16 protein-coding genes and 1 pseudogene are annotated in these 14,020 nt (G+C 74.8%); 4 read left to right on the top strand and 13 right to left on the bottom strand.

Annotated features, from left to right (window positions below; genetic code table 11):
- Positions 1–353: pseudogene (locus tag KME75_RS34055) on the bottom strand (hypothetical protein); the annotation flags it as partial.
- Between the two features lie 145 nt (positions 354–498).
- Here KME75_RS34055 and KME75_RS34050 point away from each other — a divergent pair.
- Positions 499–1,734, top strand: coding sequence for an MFS transporter (locus tag KME75_RS34050; protein WP_219419057.1), 1,236 nt, complete (start codon positions 499–501; stop codon positions 1,732–1,734).
- 47 nt (positions 1,735–1,781) lie between these two features.
- Here KME75_RS34050 and hisB read toward each other — a convergent pair whose 3' ends face one another.
- The 3 genes from hisB to hisD are packed head-to-tail and all read right to left on the bottom strand — an operon-like array spanning position 1,782 to position 4,839.
- On the bottom strand, positions 1,782–2,381 hold the full coding sequence (hisB, locus tag KME75_RS34045; protein WP_219419056.1) for an imidazoleglycerol-phosphate dehydratase HisB: 600 nt from the start codon (positions 2,379–2,381) through the stop codon (positions 1,782–1,784).
- Complete coding sequence (locus KME75_RS34040; RefSeq protein WP_219419055.1) at positions 2,378–3,523, bottom strand: histidinol-phosphate transaminase; 1,146 nt, start codon at positions 3,521–3,523, stop codon at positions 2,378–2,380. Before KME75_RS34040 ends, hisB begins: the two co-directional genes overlap by 4 nt.
- The gene (hisD, locus tag KME75_RS34035; protein WP_219419054.1) at positions 3,520–4,839 is read right to left on the bottom strand and encodes a histidinol dehydrogenase; all 1,320 of its coding nucleotides are present in this window, start codon (positions 4,837–4,839) and stop codon (positions 3,520–3,522) included. The genes KME75_RS34040 and hisD overlap by 4 nt, the downstream gene beginning before the upstream one ends.
- Before the next feature lie 131 nt (positions 4,840–4,970).
- Here hisD and KME75_RS34030 point away from each other — a divergent pair, with 131 nt between their 5' ends.
- On the top strand, positions 4,971–6,014 hold the full coding sequence (locus KME75_RS34030) for an arabinan endo-1,5-alpha-L-arabinosidase (protein ID WP_219419053.1): 1,044 nt from the start codon (positions 4,971–4,973) through the stop codon (positions 6,012–6,014).
- 22 nt (positions 6,015–6,036) lie between these two features.
- On the opposite strand, the gene nadC is transcribed toward KME75_RS34030, so the two are convergent.
- The 3 genes from nadC to nadA are packed head-to-tail and all read right to left on the bottom strand — an operon-like array spanning position 6,037 to position 9,517.
- Positions 6,037–6,888 carry a carboxylating nicotinate-nucleotide diphosphorylase gene (gene nadC / locus KME75_RS34025; protein ID WP_219419059.1) on the bottom strand — a complete coding sequence of 284 codons (852 nt, stop codon included), beginning with the start codon at positions 6,886–6,888 and terminating at the stop codon, positions 6,037–6,039.
- A 5-nt stretch (positions 6,889–6,893) separates the two neighbouring features.
- Positions 6,894–8,519, bottom strand: a complete 1,626-nt coding sequence (locus tag KME75_RS34020; RefSeq protein ID WP_219419052.1) for an L-aspartate oxidase — start codon at positions 8,517–8,519, stop codon at positions 6,894–6,896.
- Positions 8,516–9,517 carry a quinolinate synthase NadA gene (nadA, locus tag KME75_RS34015; RefSeq protein ID WP_219419051.1) on the bottom strand — a complete coding sequence of 334 codons (1,002 nt, stop codon included), beginning with the start codon at positions 9,515–9,517 and terminating at the stop codon, positions 8,516–8,518. Before nadA ends, KME75_RS34020 begins: the two co-directional genes overlap by 4 nt.
- A 166-nt stretch (positions 9,518–9,683) precedes the next feature.
- On the opposite strand from nadA, the gene KME75_RS34010 reads away from it, so the two are divergent.
- Both KME75_RS34010 and KME75_RS34005 read left to right on the top strand, forming a co-directional pair.
- Complete coding sequence (locus KME75_RS34010; RefSeq protein WP_246633372.1) at positions 9,684–10,382, top strand: NUDIX hydrolase; 699 nt, start codon at positions 9,684–9,686, stop codon at positions 10,380–10,382.
- Positions 10,383–10,386: 4 nt separating this feature from the next.
- A complete protein-coding gene (locus KME75_RS34005) occupies positions 10,387–11,064 on the top strand; it encodes an LON peptidase substrate-binding domain-containing protein (RefSeq protein WP_219419050.1) in 678 nt (225 codons plus the stop codon).
- A 63-nt stretch (positions 11,065–11,127) separates the two neighbouring features.
- On the opposite strand, the gene KME75_RS34000 is transcribed toward KME75_RS34005, so the two are convergent.
- The 6 genes from KME75_RS34000 to bioD all read right to left on the bottom strand — a co-directional run.
- Positions 11,128–11,619, bottom strand: coding sequence for a type II toxin-antitoxin system PemK/MazF family toxin (locus KME75_RS34000; RefSeq protein WP_308283331.1), 492 nt, complete (start codon positions 11,617–11,619; stop codon positions 11,128–11,130).
- A 32-nt stretch (positions 11,620–11,651) separates the two neighbouring features.
- Positions 11,652–12,059: a PIN domain-containing protein gene (locus tag KME75_RS33995; RefSeq protein WP_219419048.1), complete on the bottom strand. Its 408-nt coding sequence runs from the start codon at positions 12,057–12,059 to the stop codon at positions 11,652–11,654.
- Between the two features lie 3 nt (positions 12,060–12,062).
- Entirely contained in the window at positions 12,063–12,338 is a 276-nt protein-coding gene (locus KME75_RS33990) for a type II toxin-antitoxin system Phd/YefM family antitoxin (protein ID WP_219419047.1), read from the bottom strand.
- 23 nt (positions 12,339–12,361) lie between these two features.
- A complete protein-coding gene (gene bsaP, locus KME75_RS33985; RefSeq protein WP_219419046.1) occupies positions 12,362–12,547 on the bottom strand; it encodes a biotin synthase auxiliary protein BsaP in 186 nt (61 codons plus the stop codon).
- Positions 12,544–13,569 (bottom strand): biotin synthase BioB, encoded by a 1,026-nt coding sequence (gene bioB / locus KME75_RS33980; RefSeq protein WP_219419045.1) that lies wholly within the window; start codon positions 13,567–13,569, stop codon positions 12,544–12,546. Before bioB ends, bsaP begins: the two co-directional genes overlap by 4 nt.
- The coding region (bioD, locus tag KME75_RS33975; protein ID WP_219419044.1) for an ATP-dependent dethiobiotin synthetase BioD at positions 13,548–14,020 on the bottom strand (473 nt) is incomplete at its 5' end. The genes bioB and bioD, both read right to left, overlap by 22 nt.

The raw sequence follows: 14,020 nt of genomic DNA, 5'->3' as shown, positions 1-14,020 counted from the left end.
TCGGGGCGCGAGGACCGTGTCGAACCAGGCCGCGGCCTGCTCGGCCAGCTCCCGCAGCCCGGCCGCCGGATCGGCCGCCATCCGGGCGACCGGCCCGGGCGGCGCCGCGCCGAACACCCCCGGATGTCGTCCCGGCACTCGTCCGGGTCCGCGGCGGCCAGCGCGGCGAGCTCCTCGTCGAGCGTGGGCGCCGCCGTCACCGGCGTCGGGGCGAGGAACCCGGGCAGGACGCGCGTCGGGACGGGCACGAGCGCCTCGAGCAGGCCCACCTCGGCGCGCACGGCGCGCTGTCGCCGCCGCGCGTCGAGGGCCCACGCGCGGTGCAGCGGATGCGCGCCCGGTGCCCGGAGCACACGGACGCTCGCGACCACCTCCTACAGCGGCGAGACGGCGAACCGCAGGCCGAGGACGTCGTCGAGCGACACCTCCAGCCGGACCACGGATTCAGTCTAGGCCGAATCTCTCCGCGTCCCCGGCGGTCGCGGCGAGGGTGTACCCGTGCCGCCGATCCTCGAGCCCGACCCCACCGACGCCCGCCGCTTCGTCATCGCCGCCGTGCTGAGCAAGGCGGGCCAGCACGTCGGGCGCCTCGCGATCCCGCTGGTCGCGGTGACCGCGCTCCAGGCGTCGCCGGGCGATACCGGCCTCCTGGCGGCCGCGAGCACCGTCGCGTTCCTGCTGATCGGGCTCCCCGCGGGCGTCTGGCTCGACCGCGTCCGGCGCCGTCCGGTGATGATCGCCGCGGACCTGGCTCGAGCCGTGCTGCTGCTGTCCGTCCCGGCCGCCTGGGCGCTGGGCGCGCTGAGCCTGCCGCAGCTGTTCGTCGTCGTGCTGCTCGTCGGTGCCGGCACCGTGCTGTTCGACGTCGGAGCGCAGGCGCACCTGCCCCACGTGGTCGGCCGGGAGCGCCTGGTGGCGACCAACGCCCGGCTGGCGTCGATCGACTCGGTCGGGCAGGTGGCGGGCCCGGCGGCCGGCGGATGGCTGGTGCAGCTGCTGGGCGCACCGCTGGTGGTCGCCGTCCACGCCGCCGGATACCTGTGGTCGGCGTGGTGGCTCACCCGGCTCCGCCGCCCGGAACCCCCGCCCCCGCCGGCAACGGGGGGCGTCGCGGCCGAGATCCGCGCCGGGCTGGCGCTGGTGCTGCACCACCCGGTGCTCCGCGCGACCCTGGCCGCAGGCGCCCTGACGAACCTCGCGGTCGCCGCGAGCCTGGCGATGGTGCCGATCGTGCTGACGCGGGACCTCGGCGCGTCCGCGGCCGTGCTCGGGGCGTGGCTGGCGGCGGGCGGGGTCGGCGGGCTGCTGGGCGCGGTGGCCGCCCGGCCGGTGTCGCGGCGGGTCGGCGAAGGACGCTCGCTCTGGCTCGCCGGGCTCGCCGTCGCCCCCGCTGCCGTGCTCACGCCCCTGATCGGCGATCCGGTGCCCGTCGCCGTCGCCGCCGCGGGATGGGGGGTGCTGTGCGCCAAGATCGGCTACGACAACGTGCTCCTCGTGAGCTTCCGCCAGGCCGTGACGCCCGACGGGGCGCTCGGCCGGGTCGGCGCGACCGCCCGCGTGGTGCTCATCGGCGCGGTCACCGCGGGGTCGCTGCTCGCGGGGCGATCGGCGAGCTCGCGGGCCCGCGCGCCGCGCTCTGGACCGCGGCGGCCGTCCTCGCGGTGGTGTGGGTCCCGGTGTTCGCCTCGCCGCTGCGCCGCGCCCGCACGCTCGACCCGGGCGGCGCGACCGTGATCAGGACGCGGTGACCCTGTGCACGGCGAAGCCGTCCACAGGCGGCGTCAGAGCGTGCCCTTCGTGGACGCGATCCCGGTGATCCGGGTGTCGGGCTCCACCGCGGCGCGCAGCGCGCGTGCGATGGCCTTGAACTCGGCCTCGGTGACGTGGTGCGGGTCGCGCCCGTCCAGCACCCGGACGTGCAGCGCGAGGTGACCGTGGAAGGCCAGCGACTCGAACACGTGCCGGTTGAGCACCGTGGGGTAGTGCCCGCCCACGACGAAGCCCTGCATCACGTCGGGCTCGCCGGTGTGCACGGTGTACGGGCGCCCGGACACGTCGACGACGGCCTGCGCGAGCGCCTCGTCCATCGGGATCCAGGCGTCCCCGAACCGGCGGATGCCCTTCTTGTCCCCCAGGGCCTGCCGCAGCGCCTGGCCGAGCACGATCGCGACGTCCTCGACCGTGTGGTGCACGTCGACCTCGACGTCGCCGGACGCCTGCACGGTGAGGTCGAACGCGCCGTGCTTGCCCAGCGCGTCGAGCATGTGGTCGAAGAACGGGACGCCGGTGGCGATCTCCGTGGTGCCGGTGCCGTCGAGGTCGATCTCGACGAGGACCTTCGACTCCTTGGTGACCCGCTCCACGCGCCCAACCCTGGTCACTTACCTACCTCCTGCTCGAACACGTCGCCCGCGACCTGCAGGAACGCGTCGTTCTCCTCCGGGGTGCCGACCGTGACGCGCAGCCGGTGCGGGATCCCCACGTCGCGGATCAGCACACCACGGTCGAGGAACGCCCGCCACGCGCGGGGGGCGTCGGTGAAGCTGCCGAACAGCACGAAGTTGGCGTCGCTCGGCACGACGTCGTAGCCGATGGCCGCGAGCGCTGCGACGACGCGGTCGCGCTCGCCGCGCAGCAGCGCCACCGACCCGAGCGTGGCGTCGGCGTGGCGCAGCGCGGCCCGCGCCGCGGCCTGCGTGAGCACCGACAGGTGGTAGGGCAGCCGGACGAGCTGCAGCGCGTCGACCACCGCGGGCGCGGCCGCGAGGTAGCCCAGCCGCCCACCCGCGAACGCGAACGCCTTGCTCATGGTGCGGCTGACGATCAGCTTGGCGCCGTGGGTGCGCAGCAGCGTGACCGCGCTCGGCCGGTGGGAGAACTCCGCGTACGCCTCGTCCACCACCACCAGACCGGGGGCGGCGTCGATCAGCGCGGCCAGCTCGTCGGGCTCGAGCGACTGCCCGGTGGGGTTGTTCGGGCTGGTGAGGAACGTCAGGTCGGGCGAGTGCTCGCGCAGGACGGCGGCGGCCGCGGCGACGTCGATCGAGAAGTCGGAGCGGCGCGGGGTGGGCAGCCACTCCGTGCGCGTGCCCGCCGCGATGATCGGGTGCATCGAGTAGGACGGCTCGAACCCGACGGCGATGCGCCCCGGCCCACCGAAGGCCTGCATGATCTGCTGCAGCACCTCGTTGGAGCCGTTGGCGGCCCACAGGTTCTCGGTGCGCAGCGGCACCCCCGTGGCGCTCGTCAGGTAGGCGGCGAGGTCGCCGCGCAGCCCGACGGCGTTGCGGTCGGGGTAACGGTGCAGCTCCGCGGCGGCGGCCTCCGCGGCGTGCCGCACGTCGGCGACCAGCTCCGGGGGCGGCGGGTACGGGTTCTCGTTGGTGTTGAGCCGCACCGCCACGTCGAGCTGCGGGGCCCCGTAGGGCGAGCGGCCGCGGAGGTCCTCCCGCAGCGGCAGGTCGTCGAGCGTGACCTCGGCGCCGACCGTCTCCTGCACACCCACCAGGTTCGACGCGGTCATCGGGGGAACCGCGCCGTGACGGCCTGCCCGTGCGCCGGCAGGTCCTCGGCGGCGGCCAGCGTGACGACCTGGTCGGCGACGTCGCGCAGCGCCTCCTCGGTGTACTCCACGAGGTGCACGCCGCGCAGGAACGTCTGCACCGACAGCCCCCCGGAGTGGCGGGCGCAGCCGCCGGTGGGCAGCACGTGGTTGGAGCCCGCGCAGTAGTCGCCCAGCGACACCGGCGCGTACGGGCCGACGAAGATCGCACCGGCGTTGCGGACGCGGAGGGCGACCTCGCGGGCGTCCGCCGTCTGGATCTCGAGGTGCTCGGCGGCGTAGGCGTCGACGACCGCGACCCCGTCGTCGAGATCGGTGACCAGCACGGTGCCCGACTGCGGGCCGGTGAGCGCGGTGCGGATCCGCTCGGTGTGCTTCGTGTCGGGGACCTGGCGGGCGAGCTCGGCGTCGACGGCCCCTGCCAGCTCCTCCGACGTGGTGACCAGCACGGACGCGGCCGACGGGTCGTGCTCGGCCTGGCTGATGAGGTCGGCGGCGACGTGCCGGGCGTCGGCGCCGGCGTCGGCGAGCACGGCGATCTCGGTGGGGCCGGCCTCGGCGTCGATGCCGATGAGGCCGCGCAGCATCCGCTTGGCCGCGGTGAGGTAGATGTTGCCGGGCCCGGTGACCATGTCGACCGGCTCCAGCTCGGCGCCGTCGGTGTCGGTGCCGCCGTACGCGAGCAGGGCCACGGCCTGGGCGCCGCCGACGGCCCACACCTCGTCGACGCCCAGCAGCGCCGCCGCGGCGAGGATGGTGGGGTGCGGCAGCCCGCCGTGCTCGGCCTGCGGCGGCGAGGCGACGACGAGCGACTCCACGCCCGCGGCCTGCGCCGGGACCACGTTCATGACGACGCTGGAGGGGTAGACGGCCAGCCCGCCGGGGGCGTAGAGCCCGACCCGCCGCACCGGGACGAACCGCTCGGTGACCGTGCCGCCGGGCACCACGTCGGTGACGACGTCGCGGCGCCGCTGGTCGCCGTGCACCTTCCGCGCGCGCTCGATGGAGGTCTCCAGCGCGGTGCGGACGGCCGGGTCGAGGGCCGCCAGCGCGCCGTTGAGCGTCTGGGAGGGCACGCGGACCGCGGTGGGCCGCACGCGCTCGAACCGCTCCGCGTACTCCAGCGCCGCCTCGACGCCGCGCTCGCGCACGTCCTCGACGATGGGCCGGACCTGGTGCAGCACCGTGTCGACGTCCACATCGGCCCGCGGCAGCAGGGTGCGCAGCGCGGCGGGACGGGGCAGCGGTTCGGCGCGCAGGTCGAGTCGGCGGAGCATGGGTCCAGGGTACGGGGCGGGTCCGACGGCGGCGCGCGGCGACCGGACCGGAGATGTGAGCGCTAACATTCTCGCCTCCGCCCTCGATAGGCCTGGTGACGTGCTCATCGAGGAGCAGGAGGAGCGCACTGATGCCACGGACGACGATGCGGCTGCTCGCCGCCGCTGTGCTGAGCCTGACCATGGTCGCCGCACCCGCGGCGACCGCCGTCGCGCAGGACCCGGGCCCGCCGCCGAGCGGGAAGCTGGAGATGACCGGCGACGGCGACTACCGGGCCGGTGTGATCGACGACCCCGTCCACGACCCCACGCTGTTCGTCGACCGCGGCACGTACTACGTGTTCTCCACCGGCGTGGCGAACCCCGACGACCCCGGCGGAATCTTCGCCCGCCGCTCCACCGGGAGCCTGGCCGGCGAGTGGGAGTCGCTCGGGGCGATCGCCCTGCCGGAGTGGACGAGGTCCTACGGGGTGCACCACCTCTGGGCGCCGCATGTGGTGGAGCGCGCGGGTGTCTTCCACCTCTACTACTCGGCGTCCTCGTTCGGCAGCAACCGCTCCGCGATCGGGCTGGCCACCACCCGCACCCCCGGCGACCTCGCCAGCTGGGTCGACCACGGCCCCATCCTCACCTCCGAGCCCGGCGACGACTTCAACGCCATCGACCCGAACGTCTTCACCGCGCGCGGGAAGTGGTACATCGCGTTCGGTTCGTTCTGGTCCGGGATCAAGGTCCAGGAGCTGCAGGACATGCACACGCCGGTCGGACCCCGGACCGCGCTGGCCCGCCACCCGGTCGACCCGCCCAACGCGATCGAGAACCCCCAGGTCTTCCAGCACGGCCGGTACTGGTACCTCACGGCGTCCTGGGACTTCTGCTGCCGCGGCGTCGACAGCACCTACAAGACGGTCGTGGGCCGGTCCACCAACCCGACCGGGCCCTTCGTCGACCGCGAGGGGCGCCCGATGACCGAGGGCGGCGGCACGGTGCTGCTCGACCGGCGCGGGAACCAGGTCGGCACCGGCGCGCTCGACGTCCTGGAGGACCGCGGGCGGACCTACGCCGTGCACCACTACTACGACGCGAACACCGGCGGCACGATCCGGATGCAGATCCGCGAGGTCGAGTGGGTGGACGGCTGGCCGACGTTCTCCTACGGGCCCGGGGACGCCTGACGGCCGATCGCACGAACGCGGCTCAGGACAGGTCCAGGCCCAGGTCCATGGCGCGGACCGAGTGGGTCAGCGCGCCCACCGAGATGTAGTCCACCCCGGTCTCGGCGTACTCCCGCGCGTTCGCGAGCACCAGCCCGCCGGACGACTCCAGCAGAGTCGCCGCCGAACCCCGGCGCCGCACGGCCTCCCGCGTGCGCTCGACGTCGAAGTTGTCCAGCAGCACGAGCTCCGCGCCCAGCGCCAGCACCTCGTCGAACTGCTCGAGGGTGTCGACCTCGACCTCGCAGGGCAGGTTCGGGGCGTGCGCGCGCGCCGCGGCCAGCGCCGCGCCGACCGAACCGGCCGCCGCCACGTGGTTGTCCTTGATCAGGACGGCGTCGCCGAGCCCGAGCCGGTGGTTGGTGCCCCCGCCGCAGCGCACCGCGTACTTCTCCAGCAGCCGCAGCCCCGGCAGGGTCTTGCGGGTGTCGCGGATGCGGGCCTTCGTGCCGGCGACCGCGTCCACCCACGCGGCGGTCGCCGTCGCGACCCCGGAGAGGTGGCACAGCAGGTTCAACGCCGTGCGCTCGGCGGTGAGCAGGCCCTGCACCCGGGCGCGGACGGTCAGCGCAGCGTCGCCCGGCGCGAGCCGGTCGCCGTCGGCGCGGGCGTCGAGCACCTCGTAGCCGCTCGGGCCGAGCACGGAGTCGAGCGCCTCCCGCACCGCGGGCAGCCCGGCCAGCACCCCCGGTTCGCGGGCGGCGAACGTGCCGACGGCCACCGCGACGAGCGGCACCGTGGCCGCCGTCGTCCCGTCCGGGCCGTAGCGCAGGTCCTCCTGGAGCGCCGTCGCGACGACCCGGCGCAGGTCGTCGAGGTCCGGTCCGGTCACCACGCCCGTCACGCCGCACCCACCGCTGCCGTCTCGTCCCGCACGACCGGGCGGCCGTCCGGGTCCAGCGCCACCACGAGACTCTGGCGCTGCCAGACGTCGTCGCGCTCCGGGAAGTCGGTGCGCACGTGGCAGCCGCGCGTCTCGGTGCGGGTACCCGCCGCGGCGAGGACGGCCTGCGCGAGCAGCGTGAGTGCGGCGTCCTCCACCCCGGCCCGGTCGACGGGCACGCCGAGCGCCGTGTGCGCCTCGACGACGTCCGACGCCGCAGCGAGCCCGGCGGCGTCCCGACCGATCCCGGCCGCGCCGGTCATCGCCCGCTGCACGACCGGCCGCGGGGCGAGCGCCACCGCGGGCGACGGCGCGAGGACCTCGGCGGTCGCGGGGCGCGGGACGCACCGGTCCGCGGCCACCGCGTGCGCGACCCGCGCGCCGACGACCAGCCCCTCGAGGAGGCTGTTGGACGCGAGCCGGTTGGCGCCGTGCAGCCCGGTGCGCGCCACCTCGCCGGCCGCGTAGAGCCCGGGCACGCCGGTGCGCCCGTGCCGGTCGGTGACGACCCCGCCGCAGGCGTAGTGCGCGGCCGGAGTCACCGGGATCGGCTCGCGCACCGGGTCGATGCCCGCCGCCCGGCAGGCCGCGTACACCGTCGGGAACCGCTGCGGAAATCCCTCGATCCCGCGGGCGTCGAGGTGGACGCAGTCGGCGCCGGTGTCGGCGAGCGTCCGCGTGATCGCGGCGGCGACGACGTCGCGCGGCGCCAGGTCGGCCAGCGGGTGCACGGCCGTCATGAACCGGCGCCCGGCGCGGTCGAGCAGCACGGCGCCCTCGCCGCGGACCGCCTCGGTGACGAGCGGGCGACGGCCCACCGCCGGCGCTCTTCTGTTGCTCGACCCTGCGAGCAGGTCTTCGGTGTAGAGGACGGTGGGGTGGAACTGCACGAACTCCAGGTCCGCTGCCGTGGCGCCGGCCCGGAGCGCGAGCGCGATGCCGTCGCCCGTGGCCGTCTCCGGGTTCGTGGTGCTCGCGTACAGCTGCCCGTAGCCGCCGGTGGCGAGCAGCACGGCCGGCGCCCGCAGCACCCCGGGTCGGCCGGCGTCGTCGAGCACCGCGAGCCCGCTGACCGCACCCCGCTCGTCGCGCAGCGCGTCGACGGCCACGTGCCCGGTGAGCAGCGGGAGGCGACGGTCGGTCGTCGCAGTGACGAGGGCACGTTCGATCTCGGCGCCGGTGGCGTCGCCGCCCGCGTGCACCACCCGGAACGCCGAGTGGCCGCCCTCCCGGGTGCGGGCGAGCCTGCCGCCGGGTCCGGGATCAAAGTCCGCGCCCCGGGCCCGCAGCCGCGCCACGGCGGCCGGACCCTCGGCGATGATCTCCGCCACGGCACCGGCGTCGGACAGGCCGCCGCCCGCGGCGAGGGTGTCGGCGACATGGGCCTCGACGCTGTCGCCCGGCACGTCACCGACGACCACGGCGACCCCGCCCTGCGCCCAGCGGGTGGAGCCCGCGTCGGCGGCGTCCTTCGTCACGACCACGACGCGCAGGCCCGCCTCGGCGGCGTCCAGCGCGGCCGTGAGCCCCGCAACGCCGGAGCCGACGACGACGAGGTCCGCCTCGGCCTCCCAGGCGGTCATTCCCCACCCCCGGGCTGCCCGATCTCGATCATGCGCTGCACGGCGGCGCGTCCGCGGGCGGCGAGCTCGGGGTCGACGTGGACCTCGTCGGTGCCCTCCCGCAGCGACCGCAGGAGCTTCTCCGGGGTGATCATCTTCATGTAGGTGCAGGAGGCGCGGTCGTTCACGGCGCGGAAGTCGACCTCCGGCGCGGCCTTGCGCAGCTGGTGCAGCATGCCGACCTCGGTGGCGACCAGCACGCGCGACGTGGAGCTCGCACGGGCGGCGTCGAGCATCCCGCCGGTCGAGAGGATCTTGACGCGGTCGGCGGGCACCGCGCCCGCGCCCGCGAGGTAGAGCGCCGAGGTGGCGCAGCCGCACTCGGGGTGGACGTACAGCTCGGCGTCCGGGTTGGCCTGCGCCTGCGCGGTGAGCGTGGCGCCGTTGATGCCGGCGTGCACGTGGCACTCCCCCGCCCAGACGTGCATGTTCTCCCGCCCGAGGACGCGGCGGACGTGCGCCCCGAGGAACTGGTCGGGCAGGAACAGCACCTCGCGGTCGGCCGGGATCGAGGCGACGACCTCGACGGCGTTGGAGGAGGTGCAGCAGATGTCGGTCTCGGCCTTCACCGCGGCGGTGGTGTTGACGTAGCTGACCACCACCGCGTCCGGGTGGTCGGCCTTCCAGGCCCGCAGCTGATCGACGGTGATCGAGTCGGCGAGCGAGCAGCCGGCGTTCGCGTCCGGGATGAGGACGGTCTTCTCCGGGGCGAGGATCTTCGCCGTCTCCGCCATGAAGTGGACGCCGCAGAACACGATCGTCGCGGCGTCGGACTCCGCGGCGATCCGCGACAGCGCCAGCGAGTCGCCGGTGTGGTGCGCGACGTCCTGGATGGCTGGGAGCTGGTAGTTGTGCGCCAGCAGTACGGCGTCTCGGCGGCGGGCCAGCTCGCGCACCTCGTCGGCCCAGTCGGCGTCGACCCAGGGGGGCGCCTCGGCGACGGTCGGACTTGCGGTCATGAGACCCTCCACGGCGTTTTCGCCTACGAGTCGGAAACAGGGGTGATCGTAGCAGCGGGGATCGGCGCCCACACCCCCGTCGTGACCGGGAACTCACCGCGGGGCAACCGGCCGTTCACGTTCCCCTGCGCGCCGCGCAGCAGCGCCGCGGCCTACCATCCGCCACATGCCGCGCCCAACCGAACACGAGGTGTTGGCGGCCGTCCTCCAGATCCGCGACGACACTCTCCAGGTGCTCGCCTGGCAGCGCGCGCAGCCCCCGGACTCCGGCCGCTGGGCGCTGCCCGGCGGAAGGCTGGGTGACGACGAGGACGTCGAGCGCTCCGTGGTGCGCCAGCTCGCGGAGAAGGTCGACCTCCGCGAGGTCACCCACGTCGAGCAGATCGCGGTGTTCAGCGACCCGGACCGGGTGCCGGGGGCGCGGCGGATCGCCACCGCGTTCCTCGGGCTGGTTCCCGCCGACGCCGACCCGGCGGTGCCGGCCGACACGGCGTGGCACCCCCTCACCGCGCTGCCGGCCACCGCCTTCGACCACGCCGCGATCATCGACGCCGCGCGCGACCGGCTGCGCGCCAAGCTCTCCTACACCAATCTCGGGTTCGCGCTGGCGCCGCGCGCGTTCACGATCTCCGCACTGCGCGAGCTCTACGTGGCCGCGCTCGGCCATCCGGTGTCGGCCACCAACCTGCAGCGCGTGCTCACCCGCAGGCACGTGCTCGAGCCGACCGGCGACCTTGCACCCCCCGGACCGGCCGGTGGGCGACCCGCGGCACTGTTCCGGTTCACCGAGCGGACGCTGCGCGTGACCGACGCCTCCGCGGTGTTGCGGCCACCCGGCGAGCCCGACCGCGGCGCCGTACCGTAGTCCGGTGGCCGAGACCCTCCCCCTGTTCCCGCTGGGCACGGTCCTGCTGCCCGGGGCCTCGCTGCCGCTGCACGTCTTCGAGCCGAGGTACCGGCAGCTGACCGTCGACCTCGTCACCGGAGCCGTCCCGGACAAGGAGTTCGGCGTCGTCGCGGTGCGCGAGGGGTGGACCCCCGACGACGACGGCATGGCCGGGCTGCACGGCATCGGCTGCACGGCGGAGCTCCGCGACGTCCGCAGGCTGCCCGACGGCCGCTTCGACATCGTCACGCGCGGGGCGCGCCGGTTCCGGCTGCTCGACCTCGACGCCGAGTCCATGCCCTACCTGATCGCGTCGGTGGAGTTCCTGCCCGACGCGGACACGCCGCCCGCCGACGACCTGATCCGGATGCTCGCCGGCGCGGCCCGAGACGCCCATCGCCGCTACTGCGCCACGGCCTGGAAGACCGGCGACTGGTCGGAGCCCGAACCCGACATCGACCCGTCGGCGCTGCCGCACGTGCTGGCCGCCGACTGCCTCCTGCCCATCGCCGACCGGCAGCGCCTGCTCGAACAGACCTGCCCCGTCGAGCGGCTGCGCCTGGTCCGCGCATTGCTGGCGCGGGAGACCGGGCTGATGGAGCAGCTGCGGGCCGTCCCGGCGCCGATCACGACCTACGCCGTGGAGCACAGCTCCAACTGACCGCGAGTCGCCCGATCCCGACACGCGAGTCGCCCCATCCGGACAGGCGAGTCGCCCGGGCCGTTATCGCCAGCCGAAGCGTGCGCGCAGCTCCCGGGCCACCCGCTCGAACCGGTCGCGGTCCAGCACCGCACCCTCCCGCCGGACGCCGTGCTCGTCGACCTCCAGCACCCGGTCCAGCCGCACGTAGGACGCCCGCCCCTGCCGGTCCCACGCCCCGGAGCCGATCTCGAGCCAGTCGCGGTCGTCGGCGCGGTCCGCCCGGCTCGAGAGCATGAGCCCCACAAGGTCGGGGCCCCGGCGGCCGACCACGAGCAGCGGCCGGTCCTTCCCCCGCCCGTCGTTCTCCTCGAAAGGCACCCAGGCCCAGACGATCTCGCCGGGGTCGGCTGCGCCGTCGAGGTCGGGCGCGTAGACGATCGTGCAGACCCGATCCTGGGCCGGGATGCTGCGAGCGGGCGTCCGCTGCGGGGCGAGGCGGCGTTGCGTACCGGTCGCCAGCAGGTCGAGGCCGATCCGGGCCGCCTGCCGCAGGGCCCGTCCCCAGTTCGCCACGCGAGCAGCATGACGCACCGGGTGGCGGCCTGCTACGCCGGACGACCGACAGCGACCACGTCCACGAGCCGTTCGACCCCCCGGAAGTCGTCCGGGTTGCAGGTGAGCAGCGGAAGGCGTGCCGCGGCGGCGGTCGCGGCGATCTGGAGGTCGAGCCGCCGGGGGCGAGGGTTGCGGCCCGCGGCGCGGACGAGCGTGGCGAGCACGCCGTAGAGCTTGGCCTCTTCCACTCCGTAGGACAGCACCTCGTAGGTGGCAAGCGTGTCCTCGAGCAGGTGGGCGCGGGCCGCCCGCTGGGATGCCTCGCCGATGTCCAGGCCATACGCGAGCTCCCCGATCGTCACCGCACTCACGAGGGCCAGTCCGTCGGCGAACTCGCCCAGATCGACGACATCCAGGTCGATCAGCGTGCAGGTGTCGAGCAGAAAAGACCTCTGCATCGATCAGTACTCGATCCGGTCGTCGCCGAAGACCTCGTCGTCCGCGGCACGGTCGGCGTACCACTGCTCGATATCGACATGCGGCATTTGCCGGCGACGCTCCTGCAGCTGGCGGAGCGTCAGCCGCCGCTTCCCCTGCGATCCTTCGGCCTGATGCGGGACGATGTCGGCGATCGCCTTGCCGTTGCGGGTGACGATGAAGCTTTCCCCCGCCTCGACCCGCCGCATGATCTCGGCGTTGTCGTTGCGCAGCTGCCGCTGGCCGATGGTCTCGGGCATGCCCCAACTGTAGCGCAGTTGTGCTACGCCGAGGCGCGTTCCCCGTGCCTGCTGCACCGCGCCGTCCAGCCCGTGGGCGTCACCTGCACGACCATCCGCCGTGCGCAGTCGGGGCAGAACCGCGGCGGCTCCAGCTCGCGCCGCGCGTCGCACCGCGTGTGCTCGCCCTCGGCGGCTGGCTGCCCGCACTGGTCGCAGAACGCCGTCACAGCGTCTCGTTCAGCGCCTTGATCGGCATCTGCAGCTCGCCGAGCAGGTCGATGTCGGACTCGGCGGGCCGGCCCAGGGTAGTGAGGTAGTTGCCGACGATCACGGCGTTGATCCCGCCGAGGAGGCCCTGCCGGGCGCCGAGGTCGCCGAGGGTGATCTCGCGCCCGCCGGCGAACCGCAGCACCGTGCACGGCAGCGCCAGCCGGAACGCCGCCACGGCCCGCAGCGCGTCGCGCCCGTCCAGCGGCTCGAGGTCGCCGAAGGGCGTGCCGGGGCGGGGGTTGAGGAAGTTCAGCGGCACCTCGTCCGGGGTCAGCGACGCCAGCTGCCCGGCGAACTCCGCGCGCTGCTCCAGCGACTCCCCCATCCCGAGGATCCCGCCACAGCACACCTCCATGCCGGCCTCGCGCACCAGCCGCAGCGTCTCCCAGCGCTCCTCCCAGGTGTGCGTCGTGACCACGTGGGGGAAGTGCGAGCGCGCCGTCTCGAGGTTGTGGTTGTAGCGGTGGACGCCCATGGCGGCGAGCTGCTCGACCTGCTCGGGGGTGAGCATCCCGAGCGAGCAGGCGACGTTGATGTCGACCTCGTCCTTGATCGCCGCGATCCCGGCGGCGACCTGGGCCATCAGCCGCTCGTTCGGCCCGCGCACCGCCGCCACGATGCAGAACTCCGTGGCCCCGGTCTTCGCGGTCTGCTTGGCCGCCTCCACCAGCGACGGGACGTCCAGCCACGCCGAGCGCACCGGTGACTCGAACAGGCCCGACTGCGAGCAGAAGTGGCAGTCCTCCGGGCAGCCGCCGGTCTTCAGCGAGATGATCCCCTCGACCTCGACCTCCGGCCCGCACCAGCGCATCCGCACCTGGTGGGCGAGGTCGAGCAGCTCGTCGAGCGCCTCATCGGGCAGCCGGAGCACCTCGAGCACCTGCGGCTCGTCGAGGCCGACCCCGTCCTCCAGGACCTGGGCGCGGGCGGTGCTGAGGATGCCGGTCTCGGTGGTCGTCACGGCACGGGAGTGTGCCATCCACCGCCCAGGACCGGGGCCAGACTGTGATGTGCGACGGCCGCGAACACCTCCGGGTGGAGGGTCCCGGACGACTCCGGGACGGCCCCGAGCAGCGGTACGCCGCTGGTGGCGGGCAGGTCGGCGAGGTTGCACGTCTCGGCGAGGTCGGGCTCGCCCGGCCACGCCCCGATCACCAGCCCGGTGCACACCAGCCCGCGGGCGCGCAGCGCCTCCACCGTCAGCTCGCTGGCGTTGAGCGTGCCCAGCCCGGCGGCGGTGGCCACGACGACGGGCGCGTCGAGCAGGGCGGCGACGTCGGCGAGGGTGCCGCCGTGGTCGGTGAACCGCACCAGCAGCCCGCCGGCCCCTTCGACGAGCACGAGGTCGTGGTCGGCCGCCAGCTCCCGCGCCGCCTCGGCAGCCGCCGCTGGCGTGACGGGTGGCGCGTCCGCCCGCCGGGCCGCCGCGG

Source organism: Pseudonocardia nigra (assembly GCF_019396355.1).
Lineage (GTDB): Bacteria > Actinomycetota > Actinomycetes > Mycobacteriales > Pseudonocardiaceae > Pseudonocardia > Pseudonocardia nigra.
This window is presented reverse-complemented; position numbering and strand designations above follow the sequence as displayed.